We start from the raw sequence: 16,395 nt of genomic DNA, 5'->3' as shown, positions 1-16,395 counted from the left end.
ACTTCATGACCCGCATTGCCCTGATCCACGCGCTGTCGCACTCGGTCGCGCCCATCAACGAAGCCTTCGCGCGCGACTGGCCCGAGGCGGTGCGCATGAACCTGCTGGACGACAGCCTGTCGGCCGACCTGGCACGCGAAGGCAAGGGGCTGGACGCGGCGATGCACGAGCGCTTCCAGCGCCTGGCGCAGTACGCGGTCGACACCGGTGCGCGCGGCATTCTCTTCACCTGCTCGGCCTTCGGGCCCTGCATCGAGGCGGTGGCGCGGCGGCATGCGGGCATTCCGGTGCTCAAGCCCAACGAGGCCATGATCGACGAGGTGGCGCAAGGGCAGGGCAGGCTCGGGCTCATCGCCACCTTCGCGCCCACGCTGGCGTCGATGCCGCCCGAGTTTGCGCAGGGCACCGCGCTCGAACTCGCGCTGGCCGAAGGCGCGCTCGACGCGCTGAACGCCGGCGACACGCAGCGGCACGATGCGCTCATCGCGGCGCAGGCCGCGGCCTTGCGCGAGCGCGGCTGCACACGCCTTGCGCTCGCGCAGTTCAGCATGGCGCGGGCCCGCGCGGCCTGCGAGGCGGCCAGCGGCCTGCCGGTGTTGACCACGGTCGACAGCGCGGTGCGCGCGCTGCGCCGGCGCTCAGCGTGAGCGCATGCCGTCGATGACGGTGAACAGCGCGGTCATCGCGATCTGCGCCGCGTCGCTGCGGCCCAGCATGCGCGCCAGGCCGCTTTCGCGGTCGGTCGCTTCCAGGCCCTGCGACAGGCGCCGGTAGAGGTCCGCCGAAGGCATGGTGGCCGACGTGCCCAGCGCGTCGCAGTAGGTGTCGGTGAGCACGCCGGCGAGCTGCTCGCTCTGCGCGTTCGACAGCTTCATGGTGTCGCCCGCGAAGACGGCGGCAATGCAGTGCATCAGGTAGGCCTGCGTTTCCAGCGAGAACGACTGCTGCCGCACATAGCACTCGACCGCCGCCCAGAACAGCGGCTCCGACGTGCGGCGCCAGCTCTCCAGCACCTTGCGCGCCTTGGCCACGAGGTCGGCATGCGCGTCGCCGGGCTCGCTGGGGCGCAGCGCCAGGCCCTGCAGCGTGAGCGAGACCTCGGGCGTGGCCGCGCCGAGGATGAAGCTCCAGAACTTCCAGCGGGCGTACCACTTCTTGTCGTGCGCCGGGTCCAGCGGTTCGAGCAGCCAGAAGTCGATGCACTGCACCGCATCGCAGCGCTGCTCGGCCACGTTGCCGTCGCCCAGGTCCAGCGCCTGCATGACCGACTCCATGCGGTCGGCCGCGATGTGGCCCTGCGCCACGATGCCGGTGCCATGGCCGCAGCGGTCGATGTCCTGCAGCCGCTGCATCAGCCGCTGCAGCTCGGCGGCCGAGGCGCCGGTGGCCTGCGCCACGCGCCGGATGGAGGCGCACTGTTCGTTCTCGATGTCCTGCGCGTTCTTGCGGCGGTCTTCGCCGTGGTCGTCGGCGGTCGAGACGTGCTCTTCGAGCCGGTCCGCGGGGGTGAACGTTCGCATCGGCAAAACTCCTCCGGGTGCACGCGCCCGGCCTGCATCCACTATGGGCGAACGCGCCGCCCGCGGATATCACCCGAACTGGGTATCCTGCGCCCGCGCCTGAACGCAGGCTGACTTGCGCCATCGTGATAATTGCGGCTCTTTCAAGGAGTACGCGTGGACATCGTTTTGCTGGTCAAGGCCGCCGTCATGGGCATCGTGGAGGGGCTGACCGAATTTCTGCCGATCTCGTCGACCGGCCACCTGATTCTTGCGGGCTCGCTGCTCGGCTTCGACGACGACAAGGCCAAGGTGTTCGACATCGCCATCCAGACCGGCGCGATCTTCGCGGTGATCCTGGTCTACTGGCAGAAGATCAAGTCGACCGTCGTCGCGCTGCCCCGGCAGCCGAAGGCGCAGCGCCTGGCGCTGAACATCTTCATCGGCTTCCTGCCGGCGGTGGTGCTGGGCCTGCTGTTCGGCAAGGTCATCAAGGCGCACCTGTTCATTCCGACCGTGGTGGCGAGCACCTTCATCATCGGCGGCTTCATCATTCTCTGGGCCGAGAAGCGGCCGCCCGGCTCGGTGCGCGTCGAGCATGTCGACGACATGACGCCGTGGGACGCGCTCAAGGTCGGCCTGGTGCAGTGCTTCGCGATGATCCCGGGCACCAGCCGCAGCGGCTCGACCATCATCGGCGGCATGCTGCTGGGCCTGTCGCGGCAGGCGGCGACCGACTTCTCTTTCTTCCTGGCCATTCCGACGCTGATCGGGGCGGGCGTGTACAGCCTCTACAAGGAGCGCGCGCTGCTGTCGGTGGCCGACATTCCGCTGTTCGCCGTGGGGCTGGCGTTCTCGTTCGTGAGCGCGTGGCTGTGCGTGCGCTGGCTGCTGCGCTACATCAGCACCCACAACTTCATTCCGTTCGCCTGGTACCGCATCGCCTTCGGCATCGTGGTGTTGGCGACGGCATGGAGCGGCGCGGTGGTCTGGGCGGACTGAGCCCTCCGCCTGCGGTTTTTCAGGTTGCCGAGGCGCCCAGCAGGGCGCTGGCGGCCCGGGCTTCCTGCCGCACGGCCGCGGCAATGGGCCCCTCGATGGCGGGGTCGAACCCGCCCGTGGCACCCAGCGCGGTGATCACCGCGCACACGCGGCCCGCGTAGTCGTACACCGGCGCCGCCACGGCGCTGATGCCGCGCAGGTAGGTGTCCTTCACGCTCGCGCAATGGGCCTGGCGCACCTCGCGGCGCAGCGCGCCGATCGGGTCTTTCGCGTCGAGCTGCGCGCGCATTTCGGGCGTGGCCTCGCCCAGTTCCTGCTCGGCCAGCGCCAGCACGCGCGACTCGTCGAGCAGCCCCAGGAACGCGCGGCCGGTGGCCGACCACAGCATCGACATCACCGAGCCCGCGCGCACGTTCACCGTGACCGGCAGGCCCGGTTCCTCGAAGCGCACGATGGTCGGGCCCTTGTTGCCCATGACCGCGATGAAGCACGTCACCTCCAGCGATTCGCGCAGGCGGATCAGGCAGGGCTCGGCCACGCGGATGGGGTCGGCCTGGCGCATGGCGGCCAGCCCGATCTGGATGGCCTCGGGCCCCAGGTAGTAGTGCTGCGAGGCCGCGTCCTGCAGCACCAGCCCTTCTTCCATCAGGCTGGCGAGGTAGCGGTGCACCTTGGCCGGGCTTTCGGCGACGTGGGTCGACAGCGCCGTGAGGCTGCTGCGCCCGCCCAGGTGCGCCAGCCCCTTGAGCACGGCCATGCCGGTCTCGGCGGATTGCACGCGCTGGCGGCGCTCGCGCGGGGCGGGGGAGGAAGAAGAGTCCGGGGATGGGGTCATGAAGGCCCTGATGTTAGGTGTTCGATCGGTCCGGCCGGGTAAACCCGCGTTTTTGTGATTACGCAATGCGTATGATAATTACGCAATACACAATATCCACACCTGGAGACACCCCATGAAGAAGCACATTGCCCGCGGCCTCGCGGTCCTTTCCTTCGTTGCCGCCGCCAGCGCCGGCGTCGGCGCCCAGACCTTCCCGGCCAAGCCGATCCGCTGGATCGTTCCGTACGCGGCCGGCGGCGGCTCCGACTTCCTGGCGCGCACGGTCGGCCAGACGCTGTCGACGCAGGTCGGCCAGCCGGTGCTGGTCGACAACAAGCCCGGCGGCAACACCGCGCTGGCCGCCGTCGAAACCGCGCGCGCACCCGCCGACGGCTACACCGTCCTGTCGGCCGACAACGGCACGCTGGTGTTCAACCCGGCGCTGTACAAGTCGCTGACCTACAGCCCCACCAAGGACCTCACGCCGGTCACGCTGATGGGCAAGTTCCCGATGATCCTGGTGGTCGGCAACAACTCGGGCTTCGCCTCGGCCAAGGACTTCATCGCGCAGGCGAAGGCCAAACCCGGCGGCATCAACTACGCCTCGGCCGGCGCGGGCAGCCCGCACCACCTGGCGATGGAGCTGCTGAAGGTGGAGGCCAAGCTCTTCATGGTCCACGTGCCGTACCGGGGCGCCGCGCCGGCGCTGGCCGACGTGGTGGGCGGCCAGCTGCCGGCCATGATGGTCGACCTGGCCGCGGGCGCGGGCTTCATCAAGGGCGGCAAGGTGCGCGCGCTGGCCGTGGCCAACGCCACCCGCCTGCCGCAGCTGCCCGACGTGCCGACCTTCGCCGAGCTGGGCTACAAGAACGTCGAGGCCGCCGCGCTGGTCGGCGTGGTGGTGCCCTCGGCCACGCCGCCCGAGGTGGTGAACACGCTGAACCGCCAGATCGTCGCGGCCATCAACGAGCCCTCGGTGCGCACGCGCATGATCGACTTCGGCGTGGAGCCCGTGGGCAACACGCCCGCGCAGTACGCCCAGCTGCTGAAGAACGAAACCGTGCGCTGGCACCAGCTGATCCGCGACCTGAAGATCACCCTCGACTGACCCGAACGCCATGCCCGACACCGCCACTCCCCAGCGCGCCTCCGGCTGCCCGGTCGCGCACGGCCCGCTGTCTTCCGAGCGCACGCCCACGGGCTGCCCCGTGAGCCAGCGCGCCGCCGGCTTCGACCCCTTCGAGGACGGCTACCAGCAAGACCCGCCCGAGTACGTGCGCTGGGCGCGCGAGCAGGAGCCGATCTTCTACAGCCCCAAGCTCGGCTACTGGGTGATCACGCGCTACGCGGAAATCAAGGCGGTGTTTCGCGACAACATCACCTTCAGCCCGTCGAACGCGCTGGAGAAGATCACGCCGACCGGCGAAGAGGCCAACGCCGTGCTCGCCAGCTACGGCTTCGCGCTGAACCGCACGCTGGTGAACGAGGACGAGCCCGCCCACATGCCGCGCCGCCGCGCGCTGATGGACCCGTTCACGCCCGAGGCGCTCAAGCACCACGAGCCCATGGTGCGCGAGCTGGCGCGCGCGTATGTCGACCGCTTCATCGACGACGGCAAGGCCGACCTCGTCGACCAGATGCTGTGGGAAATTCCGCTCACCGTGGCGCTGCACTTCCTCGGTGTGCCCGAGGAAGACATGGACACGCTGCGCAAATATTCCATTGCGCACACCGTCAACACCTGGGGCCGCCCCAAGCCCGAGGAGCAGGTGGCCGTGGCGCACGCGGTCGGCAACTTCTGGCAGTACGCCGGCAAGGTGCTCGACAAGATGCGGCAGGACCCCGACGCCCCCGGCTGGATGCAGTACGGCATCCGCAAGCAGGCGCTGCACCCCGAGGTGGTGACCGACTCGTACCTGCACTCGATGATGATGGCCGGCATCGTGGCCGCGCACGAGACCACGGCCAACGCCACCGCCAACGCGGTGAAGCTGCTGCTGCAGCACCCGCAGGTGTGGCGCGAGCTGTGCGAAGACCCGGGGCTCATTCCCAACGCGGTGGAAGAGTGCCTGCGCCACAACGGCTCGGTGGCCGCGTGGCGCCGGCTCGTGACCAGGGACACGCAGCTCGACGGCGTCGACCTGCCGGCGGGCTCGCGCCTCCTGATCGTCACCTCGTCGGCCAACCACGACGAGGGGCACTTCGCCGATGCCGACCTGTTCGACATCCGCCGCGACAACGCCAGCGACCACCTGACCTTCGGCTACGGCTCGCACCAGTGCATGGGCAAGAACCTGGCGCGCATGGAGATGCAGATCTTTCTGGAAGAGTTCACGCGCCGGCTGCCGCACATGCGCCTGAGCGAGCAGCGCTTCACCTACGTGCCGAACACCTCGTTCCGCGGGCCCGAGCACCTGCTCGTGGAGTGGGACCCGGCCGCCAACCCCGAGCGCGCCGACAAGGGCCTGCGCGACGTGCGGGTGCCGGTGCGCATCGGCGAGCCCTCGGCGCATGCGATTGCGCGGCCGGTGGTGGTGGAGCGCGTGACGCCGGTGGCCGAAGGCGTCGTCAAGCTGCGGCTCGCGTCGCCCGACGGCAAGCCGCTGCCGCGCTGGACGGCTGGCTCGCACATCGACGTCGAATGCGGCACGCCGGGGCTGTCGCGCCAGTACTCGCTGTGCGGCGACCCCGACGAGGCGGGCGTGTTCGAGATCGCCGTGCTGCACGAGCCCGAAGGGCGCGGCGGCTCGGCCTGGGTGCATGCGAACGTGAAGCCGGGCGACCGGCTGCGCATTCGCGGGCCGCGCAATCACTTCCGGCTCGACGAGTCGCTGAAGAAGGCGATCTTCATCGCGGGCGGCATCGGCATCACGCCGGTCAGCGCGATGGCGCGGCGCGCCAGGGCGCTGGGCATGGACTACGAACTGCACTACAGCGGTCGCAGCCGCGCGCGCATGGCCCTGGTCGACGAGCTGGCCGCGCTGCATGGCGAGCGGCTGCATGTGCACGCCGCCGACGAAGGCGGCCGCAACGACCTGCGGGCGCTGCTCGCGCAGCCCGTGCCCGGTGCACAGGTCTATGCCTGCGGCCCGCTGCGCATGCTCGACGCGCTGGAAAGCTGCTGCGCCGCGTGGCCCGAGGGCGCGCTGCGCGTCGAGCATTTCGAGTCGACGCTGGCCACGCTCGATCCGTCGAAGGAGCATGCCTTCGAGGTCGAGCTGAAGGACTCCGGCCTCGTGCTCACCGTGCCGCCCGACCAGACCCTGCTGAGCGCACTGCGCGCCGCCAACGTCGATGTGCAGAGCGACTGCGAGGAAGGCCTGTGCGGCTCGTGCGAAGTGCGCGTGCTGTCCGGCAAGGTCGATCACCGCGACGTGGTGCTCACGCGCTTGGAGCGCGATGCCAACACGAAGATGATGGCCTGCTGCTCGCGTGCCTGCGAAGGCCGGCTGGTGCTGGAACTCTAGCGCGGCGTCAGGTGGCGAGCGGCATCCGCAGCGCCACCTGCGTCTGGCCGGGGCGCGACTGCAGTCGCAGCTCGGCCCCGAGGCGGCGTGCCCGCGTGCGCAGGTTGCGCAGCCCGGCGCCGCCCGTGCCGGCGGCGCCACCGGTGTTCTCGACCGCGAAGCCGCGCCCGTCGTCGCGCACGCTGAGCCGCAGTTCGGCGCCCGCGCGCGCCACGGTCACGTCCACGCGCTTGCTGCCGCTGTGCTTGAGCACGTTGGTCAGGGCCTCCTGCAGAAAACGCATCAGGTCCAGGCTCTGCGAGGGCGGCAGCTCGAGCGTGTCGATGTCCGACACCTTCCAGCGGCAGTCGATGCCGTTGGCGTCCAGCAGCTGCGCGCTGCGGTGGCGCATGGGCGCCAGCAGCTCGCCCAGCGTGCGCGCCCCGTCGTCGCGGCCGGTGGCGTCGATGATCAGCCGCAGGTCGTCGCGCAGGCGCTTGAGCATGGCCAGCAGTTCGGGCGCGCCGAGGTTGTCGGGCTGGCGCTCCAGCGTCGCGATGCTGCCCACCAGCATGCCGCCCAGTCCGTCGTGCAGGTCGCTCACCAGGTTCACGCGCTCGCCGATGCGCGCATGCGCCAGCTCCAGCGCATGCTGCTGCGCCAGCGTGGCGGCCAGCTCGGCCTTGGCCGCGCTCACTTCCTCGATCAGTTCGGTGTTGAAGTTCTCGATGCGGCGCAGGCTCTGCGCGAAGCGCGCGGCCTGCGTCAGCGCCATGCCCAGCAGCAGCACGTAAGACGACATGTTCGTGTAGTACACGTTGCTGTCGATCACCTGCGTGAACACCAGCAGGTCGTGCGCCCCCGTTGCCGCCGACAGCGCCATGAAGGGCGCCAGCAGGCGCACCGGGCTGCCGCGGTGGCGCCAGGCGTAGACGATGGCGCAGCTGTTCACCACGATCACCGTGAGGCCGCCCACCAGCGTCCACACGGCGCGGTGCGGGGCCAGCGTCGCAAGGGGCGCCAGCCACAGGTCGAGCACGCCGGCCACGGCCACCAGCAGCGCCGCGCCTTCGAGCCAGGGCACGCGCCGCTCGCAGTAGCGCAGCACGAACAGCATGTACGACACGCTGAACACCAGCAGCAAAGATGTGTTCAGCGCCTGCCAGCCGTGGTTGGAGCTGAAGGGCCAGGGGCTGGTCGCGATCTGGTTGTAGGCGAACAGCAGCCACAGCACCGACATCACGGCGAACCAGCCGTAGGCCGTTTCGCGCCGGCGCAGCCACCACCATGCGGCGAAGAAGGCCGAGACCGCGGCGCTGACCGCCAGGCCCAGCATCTGCAGGTCGCGGCGCACCAGCCGCTCGCGCTCGAAGCGCGCCTGTATCGCCCCCGGTTCGCCGAGCTCGACCGGCCCCAGCCCCGCCTGGTAGGCCGCCAGGCCCGACACGCGCACCAGCAGCGTGTTGGTGGCGCCGGGCGCGAGCAGCGGCGGCGCCAGCAGCCAATGGCGCGGCGTGTTCCAGGCGCGCGTGAGCGGCTCCACCAGGCTGTCGTCGCGCGAAATCGGCGTGCCATTGAGCGACACCTCGCCGGCCATGTTGAGGTAGTTCAGCAGCAGGCCGGTTTCACGCAACTGCGCGGGCTGCTGCCAGGTCAGCCGGTACCAGACCACGCCGTCGAAGCCGGGCCAGCGCGCGGCCCAACTGTCGGGCAGGGTGACGGGCGTCCAGCCGTCCGCGGGTGGGGTGGTGTCGTTCCAGCCGGCGGCGCGCACGGCCTCGACCTGGAGCGCGGAGGGCAGGGCGGCCTGCGCGAAAGCCGGGCTCGCCGCGAGGCACAGAAGAAGCGAAAGCAGCGCGCCGGTCAGCGCAGCAAGCCATGCCTTCGTGCCTGGAAGACGGCCTCGGTGCGCGAGTTGACGGCCAGCTTGCGGTAGATGTTCTTGGTATGGCATTCCACGGTCAGCCTGGAGATCGACAGCGTTTCGGCCATGTCGCGGTTGCTCAGCCCTTGCGAGACGAGTTCGAGGATCTTGCGCTCGCGCGCCGTCAGCGCCGCGGGCGGTTCGCCCGGCGCCACGCTGTCGGCCGGGGGCGCACTGGCGGGGACGGGGGGCGGGGCGGCCGGCGACTGCGTGGTTGCCAGCCACGACAGGATGCGCCGCGCGATCGTCGGGTCGATCGACGCGCCGCCCTGTTCGATGCTGCGCAGCGCAATGCTCAGCTCGAGGTCGTCGCGCTCCTTCAGCAGGTAGCCGATGGCGCCCGCGCGCAGTGCCGCAAAGATGATTTCCTCGGTGCGCCAGGCCGAGATCACCACCGCCGGAATGCCGGGGTGGTGGGCCTGGAGCCAGCCGATCAGCTCGACCCCGCTGCCGTCGGGCAGGCCGATGTCGACCAGCACCACGCCGTAGCCGTGCGCGTCGATCAGCTGCTGCGCGCCCGCCACGGTGTCGGTCACGGCAATGCGTTCGTCGTCGCCGCCCAGGGTGGACAGCACGTACCGCAGCCGCTCCTGCATGGCCGGATCGTCTTCGACGATCAGTGCCGGGGTCAGCGAGACGGGGAGTACGTCGTCGGTCGGTGGTGGGGACATGGAGCGGGTTTTTCGGGCCGCGTGGCACGGCTGACGGGACTATTTACTTATTTTCCGGGATTGTCGCGGGGCGTTGCGATTTGTATCTCAGGGCCCCTTTGGCGCTATGGACTTACGAAGCCCGGCAAGAACCGGATCGCGTTTTCAGCGAGGCGGGCGGCACATGATCGCGTAATCCGACGCCGTGACCGGCTCGTGGTGCGTGGCCTCGGTGCGAAAGCCCAGCCGTTCGTAGAAGGCCACGCTGCGCGGCGTGAAGGTTTCGAGAAAACAGGGCACACCCGCCGCATCGGCCTCGGCCAGCGTGGACGCCAGCAGCCGCGCGCCGAGGCCGCGCCCCTGCGATGCGGGCGAGACACCGAGGATCGACAGGTACCACGCCCCCGCCGGCACCACGGCCGGCGCCTGCGCCGCCATGAACTCGACGATGCGGTGGTAGTTGCCCAGGCCGCGCGGCCCCAGCGTGGCCGCAAGGAACGTGTTCTTGGCGGCCGACTCGGCGGCATCGACCTCGCTCGCGCGGGGCAGCAGCCAGGCGGCCGCGCCGAGTTCGCGGTCTTCCAGCGTCAGGCAACGGCCGGTGCGCCCGGCTTCGTCCAGCGAATAGCCGAAGTACGCAGCCAGCACCTGCTTGCGCGCGGCCATGTCGTGCGCGAAGTCGACCGAGATGGCCAGGTAGAACGGATCGATGATCAGCGCGTCGGCCAGCGCGGGGGTGGGCAGGAGTTCGGGGTTCTTCATTGCCCGGGCGATTCTAGGGAAGCCGGTCCGTGCTCAGGGCTGCGGTGTACGCGGTACGCTGACGCATTTTTCTGCAGAGAAACGGAGCAAGAGAGATGACGCTGGCAATGAGCTGGGATGAATGGGCCGCGCACGACGGCATCGGACTGGCCGAACGGGTCCGCAAGGGCGAGGTGTCGGCGGCCGAACTGGCCGCGCAGGCCGCGGCCGGCATCGCGAAGGTCGACCCGCAACTGGACGCCGTGGTCGAGGTGTTCGACGACGTGGTGGCCGACCCGCTGAAGGACGGCATGAACCCCGAGGGCGTGTTCGCCGGCCTGCCTTACCTCATGAAGGACCTGGGCCCGACGCTCAAGGGCCGGTTGCAGGAATTCGGCTCGGCCATGATGCAGGGCCACCGCCCGGCAGCCGACAGCTTCTTGACGCAGCAGCTGCGCAAGGCCGGCCTGAACATCGTGGGCCGCAGCACCACGCCCGAGTTCGGCGTGTGCAGCTCGGCGGAGAACGCGTTCAGCACCACGCGCAATCCGTGGGACCTCCAATACACGACCTGCGGCTCGTCGGCCGGCACGGCGGCCATCGTCGCGGCGGGCGTGCTGCCGCTGTCGCACGCCACCGACGGCGGCGGCTCGATCCGCATTCCGGCGGGCGTGAACGGCAACATCGGCCTGAAGGTGTCGCGCGGCGTGTTCTCGCTGGCGCCGGGGCTGTCGGACCTGTCGGGTCTGGTGTCGATCCAGGGCTGCCACAGCCGCACCGTGCGCGACACGGCGGCCTTCGTGGACAACGCGCGCGGCGGCGCGCCGGGCGAGTTCATGCCCTTCTGGTCGCCGGCCGAGCCGTACAGCACGCTCATCAAGAAAGACCCGGGGCGCCTGCGCATTGCCCTGTCGCACGAGTGGGGCGACTTTCGCGCCACGCCGCATTTCGTGGCCGAGCTCACGCGCGTGGGCCGGTTCCTCGAAGGGCTGGGCCATCACGTCGAGTGGGCGCTGCCCGAGGTCGACTTCCAGACCGCCTTTGCCGCGCAGACCACCTGCTACATCAGCAACTTCGCGCAGGTCATCGACGGCCATCTGCACCGGCTGGGGCTCGAGCACCCGCCGGCCGAGCTGCTGGAGCCGATCAACATCAAGATCTGGGAAGCGGGCGTGGACACCTCGTACACCGAGCGCTCGAAGATGCAGGCGGTGTTCAACAGCACCTCGCGCGCCTTCGGCAATTTCTTCCAGCAGTGGGACATCATCCTGACGCCGGTCACCGCGCTGCCCACGCCCAAGGTCGGCACCAGCGAGTACCTGACGACCAGCACCAACCCCTCGGTTCACGACTGGTTCGCCAACCTGTGGCAGAACTTCGCGTACACGCCGCTGGCCAACCTGTGCGGCATGCCGGGCATTTCGCTGCCGATGGCGGCGCAGGAGAACGGGTTGCCGCTGGGCATTCAGGCGCAGGCGGCGCAGGCCAACGACGGGTTGCTGCTGCAGCTGGCCGCGCAGATCGAGCGGGCGCTGGACGGCAAGTGGAACGCGGGCCAGCGGCCCGGGGTGCACGTCACGAAGGTGTGATGCGTGGAACGGATGGGCGCGGCCCATCCATCAGGTCACGTCACGTCACGTCACATCACAGCAGGTTGCGCAGCGCGGCTTCCACGGCCGCCGCTGTCGCCAGTGGCTTTTCCATCGGGAACAGGTGGGTGCCGTCCAGCATGGTGATGCGGCCCTTGGTCACTTGCTGCGTCATCGCCATGCCCACGCGCTTCATTTCGGCCGACTGGCGCCCGCCGATGAACGCGGCCTTGCACTTGAGCGGGTGCGCGCGCAGCAGCGCGCCCAGGGTGTGGGGCAGCGTGTTGTAGATGGCGGTCTCGACGTCGCGGTCGAAGCTCAGCTCGCGCCCGTCTTCACCGCCCTTGTCGCCGTCGAAGGTGCCGTGGTCGATGTAGTCGTGCAGCACCTGCTCGTCCCACTTCGCGAACGCCTTCTTGCCGCGGAAATGCTCGAACACCGCCTCGCGGTGCTCCCAGCTGTTGCGGCGCTTGCGGCTCACGGCGCCGGGCGAAATGCTCTTCATGAGCGGCGTGCGCTTGACCACGTTGAGCGTGTTCGCGCGCCAGCCGCCGAGGATGGGCGAATCGATCAGCACCACGCCGCGCGCCAGCTCCGGGTGGCGCGCCGCGCACATCAGGCTCAGGAAGCCGCCCAGCGAGTGGCCGATCAAGAACACCGGGCCGCCCGCGCGGTCGCGCGCGCCTTGGCAAAGTCGGCCAGCTGCTGCACCAGGTGCGGCCAGTTGTCGGTGACGGGGTACTTCGGGTCGTGCCCGAACTTCTCGATGGCGTCGACCTCGAAGCCGCGGTTGCGCAGGCTGTCGAGAACGACGCGGTAGGTGCTGGCAGGGAAGCTGTTGCCGTGCGAGAAAACGACGGGGGGCACGGGGTTCAGATGAGCTTTTCGTCGGGGGTCGAGATCTTGCGCAGCGGGCTGTGGCGCGTGGCGGGCATCTTCAGCGGATGCTCGGTATGGCTGTCGTCCCACACCGGGTCTTCGATGCTGTCGAACACCTCGCGCAGCTTCTGGCCCCAGCTGTTGTGCATCATGCGGTAGTAGGGGTTGTCGGCGTCGATGCAGATCACGCGGTCGGTCTCGAGCTTGTTGGCCTCGTACACCACCAGGTCCAGCGGCAGGCCGACCGACAGGTTCGACTTCATGGTCGAGTCCATCGACACCAGCGCGCACTTGGCGGCCTCGTCGAGCGGGGTCTCGGGCGTGAGCACGCGGTCGAGCACGGGCTTGCCGTACTTCGACTCGCCGACCTGGAAGTAAGGCGTTTCGGTCGTGGCTTCGATGAAGTTGCCGGCCGCGTACACCAGGAACAGGCGCATGCCTTCGCCCTTGACCTGCCCGCCGAAGATGAACGACACGTTGAAATCCAGGCCCGCATGCTTGAGCGCCTCGGCGTCGCGGTCGTACACGTGGCGAACGGCCGAGCCCAGCACGCGCGCGGCGTCGAACATGCTCTTGGCGTTCCAGATGGTGATGGGGTCGCCCTGCGAGCCGTCTTCGCGGGTCTCGCGCAGCTCTTCGATCTGCAGGATCTCGCGCACCGACTGCGAAATGCTCAGGTTGCCCGAAGACAGCAGCACCATGACGCGGTCGCCAGGCTGCTCGTAGACGATCATCTTGCGGAAGGTGCTGATGTGGTCCACGCCCGCATTGGTGCGCGAGTCGGACAGGAACACCAGGCCGGCGTTGAGTTTGATGCCTACGCAGTAAGTCATGAGTTCATCTCGCATGAACAGTGCCCGGTCAGCCGGCCGCCTGTTCGCGTTTGTTCAATTTTTGAAGGGCGTACAAGGCGTCGAGCGCCTCGCGCGGGCTCATGGCGTCGGGGTCGAGTGCAGCCAGCGCGGATTCTACGGCGCTGGCCAGGGGCGTTTCGGCCACCGGAGGCGGTGCGAACAGGTCGACTTGTGCACGAGTTTGCGCATGCTGCGATTCAAGTGCCTCGAGCGCCTGCCGCGCGTGGTTGACCACCGCCGCCGGCATGCCCGCGAGCCGCGCCACCTGGATGCCGTAGCTCTTGCTGGCCGGGCCGGGCTGCATTTCGTGCAGGAACACGATGTCGCGGCCGGCTTCGGTTGCGCTCACGTGCATGTTCACCGCGCCGTGGTGCGTGGCCGGAAACTCGGTCAGCTCGAAGTAGTGGGTGGCGAACAGCGTAAAGGCCTTGCTGCGGTCGTGCAGTTGCGCCGCGATGCCGGCGGCCAGCGCCAGCCCGTCGAAGGTGCTGGTGCCGCGGCCGATTTCGTCCATCAGCACCAGCGACTGCGCGGTGGCGCTGTGCAGGATCTGCGCGGCCTCGGTCATCTCGAGCATGAAGGTCGACTGCGCATTGGCCAGGTCGTCCGCCGCGCCGATGCGGGTGTGAATCGCGTCGATGGGGCCGAGCCGGCAGGCGGCCGCCGGCACGTGCGAGCCGATGGACGCCAGCAGCACCACGATGGCCACCTGCCGCATGTACGTCGACTTGCCGCCCATGTTGGGGCCGGTGATCACCTGCATGCGCTGCTGCGGGCCGAGCTGCGTGTCGTTGGCGATGAATCCGCCCGACGACTTCTCGGCCAGCCGCGCTTCCACCACCGGGTGGCGCCCTTGAGAAATCTCGATGCACGGGTGCGACACGAAGCTCGGCGCGCGCCAGTGCAGCGTGTGCGAGCGCTCGGCCAGCGCGCACAGCGCGTCGAGCGTGGCAACGCCGCCGGCCAGCTGCGTGAGCGCGTGCACCGAGGGCTGCAGCGCGTCGAGCAGCTGTTCGTAGAGCCACTTCTCGCGGGCCAGCGCGCGGTCTTGCGCGCTCAGGGCCTTGTCCTCGAAGGCCTTGAGCTCGGGCGTGATGAAGCGCTCGGCGTTCTTCAGCGTCTGGCGGCGGCGGTAGTTGTCGGGCACCTTCGAGAGCGCGCTTTGCGTCACCTCGATGTAGAAGCCGTGCACGCGGTTGAACTGCACCCGCAGGTTGCTGATGCCGGTGCGCTCGCGCTCGCTGACTTCGAGCTTGAGCAGGAAGTCGTCGCAGTTGTCGCTGATGGCGCGCAGCTCGTCGAGCTCGGCGTCGTGGCCGGTGGCGATCACGCCGCCGTCGCGCACCAGCGCCGACGGGTCGGGCTTGATCGCGCTCACCAGCAGGTCGGCGCAGCCGGGGGTGGGGCCAGACGCTCGGTGATCTGCGCCAGCAGCGCGGCCGCGCCGGGCAGCAGCGGCGCCAGTTGCTCGGCCTTGGCCAGCGCCAGGCGCAGCGCCAGCAGTTCGCGCGGGCGCACCTGGCGCAGCGCGATGCGCGCGGCAATGCGTTCCACGTCGCTCGTGTTCTTGAGCTGCTCGCGCAGCGTGCGCCACGGCGCGGCCGTGCCGCCGAGCACGGTCGACTGCAGCGCGCCGATGGCTTCGAGCCGGGCCTGCGCCTCGGAGCGGTCGCGCCGGGGTGACAGCAGCCAGCGCTTGAGCAGCCGGCTGCCCATGCCCGTCATGCAGGTGTCGAGCAACGAGAACATGGTGGGCGAGTCTTCGCCGCGCAGCGTCTGCACCAGCTCCAGGTTGCGGCGCGTGGTGGGCGGCAGTTCGATCAGGTCGCCGTCGCGCTCGACCGACAAGCGCTGCACATGCGACAGCGCGCGGCCTTGCGTGTGCTCGGCATAGCCCAGCAGCGCGGCGGCGGCGGCGTGCGCGTTGGTCAGCGACTCGGCGTTCCAGGCGGCCAGGCTGTTGCTGCCCATCTGCTCGGACAGCTTGCGCTCGCCCAGGCCGCCGTCGAACTGCCACGCGGGGCGCAGCGACAGCGTGAAGGGCGTGGCGCTGCGCGCGGCCTTCAGGCGCTGCTCGAAGGCGGGCGTCACTTCGGCGCTGTAGAGCAGTTCGCTCGGCGCGATGCGCGCGATCCAGGCTTCGAGCGCGTCCGCCGGGCACTCGGCCAGCCGCAGCTCGGCGCCGGTCACGCTGAGCCACGCCAGCCCGCAGAAATTGCGCGTGCCCGCGTGCACCGCGAGCAGCAGCGATTCGCTCTTGTCGTTGAGCAGTTCCGAGTCGGTCAGCGTGCCGGGCGTGACCACCCGCACCACCTTGCGCTCGACCGGGCCCTTGCTCGCGCCGACTTCGCCCACCTGTTCGCAGATGGCGACCGATTCGCCCAGCTTGATGAGCCGGCCCAGGTACGTGTCGACCGCGTGGAAGGGCACGCCGCACATCACCACCGGCTGGCCGGCCGACTGGCCGCGCTGGGTGAGCGTGATGTCGAGCAGGCGCGCGGCCTTTTCGGCGTCGGCCCAGAACAGCTCGTAGAAATCGCCCATCCGGTAGAACAGCAGGGTGTCCGGATGGTCGGCCTTGAGGCCGAGGTACTGCGCCATCATGGGCGTGTGGGCTGGAAACTGGCTTTCGCCAACCCGTTGATCTGTATCGACTTTTGCCATTAAATCGTTGATCCCATTGGGGAAAGTGAATTCCTGGCGGTTTCGGTCTTGGTCATCGCACGTCTTCAAACTTCAATGCACTGGAGGCTTCGGCGTCGCTTTTTGGGCTGCGTGATGGTTCGGTGTTCCGCCGAGGCGGCGAACCGGTCATGAGGAAAGTTACGCCGTGGAAGTCGACGCATGCCATTCGACGCGCGCGCAGCAAAGCTGCCCAAGCCTGGGGAGCACATTATCGTGGACGGGTGTGGCGGCCTGCGCCTGAAGACGACGGCCGCGGCGCGCAGCGGGATCCACGGGTTCAAATAGCCTGCCGGCGTCGAGCCTCCAGCT

General features: G+C 69.3%; 11 protein-coding genes and 2 pseudogenes. 5 read left to right on the top strand and 8 right to left on the bottom strand.

Annotated elements, in window-relative coordinates; translation table 11 throughout:
• Positions 1 to 5 precede the first annotated feature (5 nt).
• The gene (locus BMG07_RS19615) at positions 6 to 647 is read left to right on the top strand and encodes an aspartate/glutamate racemase family protein (RefSeq protein WP_198085959.1); all 642 of its coding nucleotides are present in this window, start codon (positions 6 to 8) and stop codon (positions 645 to 647) included.
• Here the strand turns inward: BMG07_RS19615 and BMG07_RS19610 are convergent.
• Positions 639 to 1,520 carry a hypothetical protein gene (locus BMG07_RS19610; protein ID WP_198085958.1) on the bottom strand — a complete coding sequence of 294 codons (882 nt, stop codon included), beginning with the start codon at positions 1,518 to 1,520 and terminating at the stop codon, positions 639 to 641. The two genes, BMG07_RS19615 and BMG07_RS19610, sit on opposite strands and share 9 nt — an antisense overlap.
• 156 nt (positions 1,521 to 1,676) lie before the next feature.
• Here BMG07_RS19610 and BMG07_RS19605 point away from each other — a divergent pair, with 156 nt between their 5' ends.
• The gene (locus tag BMG07_RS19605; RefSeq protein ID WP_198085957.1) at positions 1,677 to 2,501 is read left to right on the top strand and encodes an undecaprenyl-diphosphate phosphatase; all 825 of its coding nucleotides are present in this window, start codon (positions 1,677 to 1,679) and stop codon (positions 2,499 to 2,501) included.
• Between the two features lie 19 nt (positions 2,502 to 2,520).
• Here BMG07_RS19605 and BMG07_RS19600 read toward each other — a convergent pair whose 3' ends face one another.
• Positions 2,521 to 3,336, bottom strand: a complete 816-nt coding sequence (locus BMG07_RS19600; RefSeq protein ID WP_198085956.1) for an IclR family transcriptional regulator — start codon at positions 3,334 to 3,336, stop codon at positions 2,521 to 2,523.
• A gap of 115 nt (positions 3,337 to 3,451) precedes the next feature.
• On the opposite strand from BMG07_RS19600, the gene BMG07_RS19595 reads away from it, so the two are divergent.
• Together BMG07_RS19595 and BMG07_RS19590 are read left to right on the top strand one after the other, a co-directional pair.
• Complete coding sequence (locus BMG07_RS19595; RefSeq protein WP_198085955.1) at positions 3,452 to 4,426, top strand: tripartite tricarboxylate transporter substrate binding protein; 975 nt, start codon at positions 3,452 to 3,454, stop codon at positions 4,424 to 4,426.
• A gap of 10 nt (positions 4,427 to 4,436) precedes the next feature.
• Positions 4,437 to 6,785 carry a cytochrome P450/oxidoreductase gene (locus BMG07_RS19590; protein WP_198085954.1) on the top strand — a complete coding sequence of 783 codons (2,349 nt, stop codon included), beginning with the start codon at positions 4,437 to 4,439 and terminating at the stop codon, positions 6,783 to 6,785.
• Positions 6,786 to 6,792: 7 nt separating this feature from the next.
• On the opposite strand, the gene BMG07_RS19585 is transcribed toward BMG07_RS19590, so the two are convergent.
• From BMG07_RS19585 to BMG07_RS19575, 3 genes are all read right to left on the bottom strand, one after another.
• A complete protein-coding gene (locus BMG07_RS19585) occupies positions 6,793 to 8,538 on the bottom strand; it encodes an ATP-binding protein (RefSeq protein ID WP_307867020.1) in 1,746 nt (581 codons plus the stop codon).
• An 89-nt stretch (positions 8,539 to 8,627) separates the two neighbouring features.
• Positions 8,628 to 9,359 (bottom strand): response regulator transcription factor, encoded by a 732-nt coding sequence (locus BMG07_RS19580; protein ID WP_198085952.1) that lies wholly within the window; start codon positions 9,357 to 9,359, stop codon positions 8,628 to 8,630.
• A 144-nt stretch (positions 9,360 to 9,503) separates the two neighbouring features.
• Positions 9,504 to 10,100, bottom strand: coding sequence for an N-acetyltransferase (locus BMG07_RS19575; protein ID WP_198085951.1), 597 nt, complete (start codon positions 10,098 to 10,100; stop codon positions 9,504 to 9,506).
• 95 nt (positions 10,101 to 10,195) lie between these two features.
• Here BMG07_RS19575 and BMG07_RS19570 point away from each other — a divergent pair, with 95 nt between their 5' ends.
• On the top strand, positions 10,196 to 11,668 hold the full coding sequence (locus BMG07_RS19570) for an amidase (RefSeq protein WP_198085950.1): 1,473 nt from the start codon (positions 10,196 to 10,198) through the stop codon (positions 11,666 to 11,668).
• A gap of 55 nt (positions 11,669 to 11,723) precedes the next feature.
• Here BMG07_RS19570 and BMG07_RS19565 read toward each other — a convergent pair.
• The 3 genes and pseudogenes from BMG07_RS19565 to mutS all read right to left on the bottom strand — a co-directional run bounded on the left by BMG07_RS19565 (position 11,724) and on the right by mutS (position 16,065).
• Positions 11,724 to 12,535, bottom strand: a pseudogene (locus tag BMG07_RS19565) (alpha/beta fold hydrolase).
• 5 nt (positions 12,536 to 12,540) lie between these two features.
• Positions 12,541 to 13,380: a proteasome-type protease gene (locus tag BMG07_RS19560; protein WP_198085949.1), complete on the bottom strand. Its 840-nt coding sequence runs from the start codon at positions 13,378 to 13,380 to the stop codon at positions 12,541 to 12,543.
• Between the two features lie 28 nt (positions 13,381 to 13,408).
• Positions 13,409 to 16,065: pseudogene (mutS, locus tag BMG07_RS19555) on the bottom strand (DNA mismatch repair protein MutS).
• Between the last annotated feature and the right edge of the window lie 330 nt (positions 16,066 to 16,395).

Origin of the sequence: Variovorax sp. E3 (genome assembly GCF_016082275.1) — a bacterium.
Classification (GTDB): Bacteria; Pseudomonadota; Gammaproteobacteria; order Burkholderiales; family Burkholderiaceae_C; genus Variovorax.
Note: the sequence above shows the minus strand (reverse complement) of the source record. Positions and strands in the feature narration are given on the sequence as shown.

Excerpts from the sequence above, each read along its gene's own strand:
- BMG07_RS19610 (WP_198085958.1), bottom strand. The coding sequence starts at position 1,520 with ATGCGAACGTTCACCCCCGCGGACCGGCTCGAAGAGCACGTCTCGACC.
- BMG07_RS19615 (WP_198085959.1), top strand. The coding sequence starts at position 6 with ATGACCCGCATTGCCCTGATCCACGCGCTGTCGCACTCGGTCGCGCCC.
- BMG07_RS19575 (WP_198085951.1), bottom strand. The coding sequence starts at position 10,100 with ATGAAGAACCCCGAACTCCTGCCCACCCCCGCGCTGGCCGACGCGCTG.
- BMG07_RS19560 (WP_198085949.1), bottom strand. The coding sequence starts at position 13,380 with ATGACTTACTGCGTAGGCATCAAACTCAACGCCGGCCTGGTGTTCCTG.
- BMG07_RS19580 (WP_198085952.1), bottom strand. The coding sequence starts at position 9,359 with ATGTCCCCACCACCGACCGACGACGTACTCCCCGTCTCGCTGACCCCG.
- BMG07_RS19590 (WP_198085954.1), top strand. The coding sequence starts at position 4,437 with ATGCCCGACACCGCCACTCCCCAGCGCGCCTCCGGCTGCCCGGTCGCG.
- BMG07_RS19595 (WP_198085955.1), top strand. The coding sequence starts at position 3,452 with ATGAAGAAGCACATTGCCCGCGGCCTCGCGGTCCTTTCCTTCGTTGCC.
- BMG07_RS19570 (WP_198085950.1), top strand. The coding sequence starts at position 10,196 with ATGACGCTGGCAATGAGCTGGGATGAATGGGCCGCGCACGACGGCATC.
- BMG07_RS19600 (WP_198085956.1), bottom strand. The coding sequence starts at position 3,336 with ATGACCCCATCCCCGGACTCTTCTTCCTCCCCCGCCCCGCGCGAGCGC.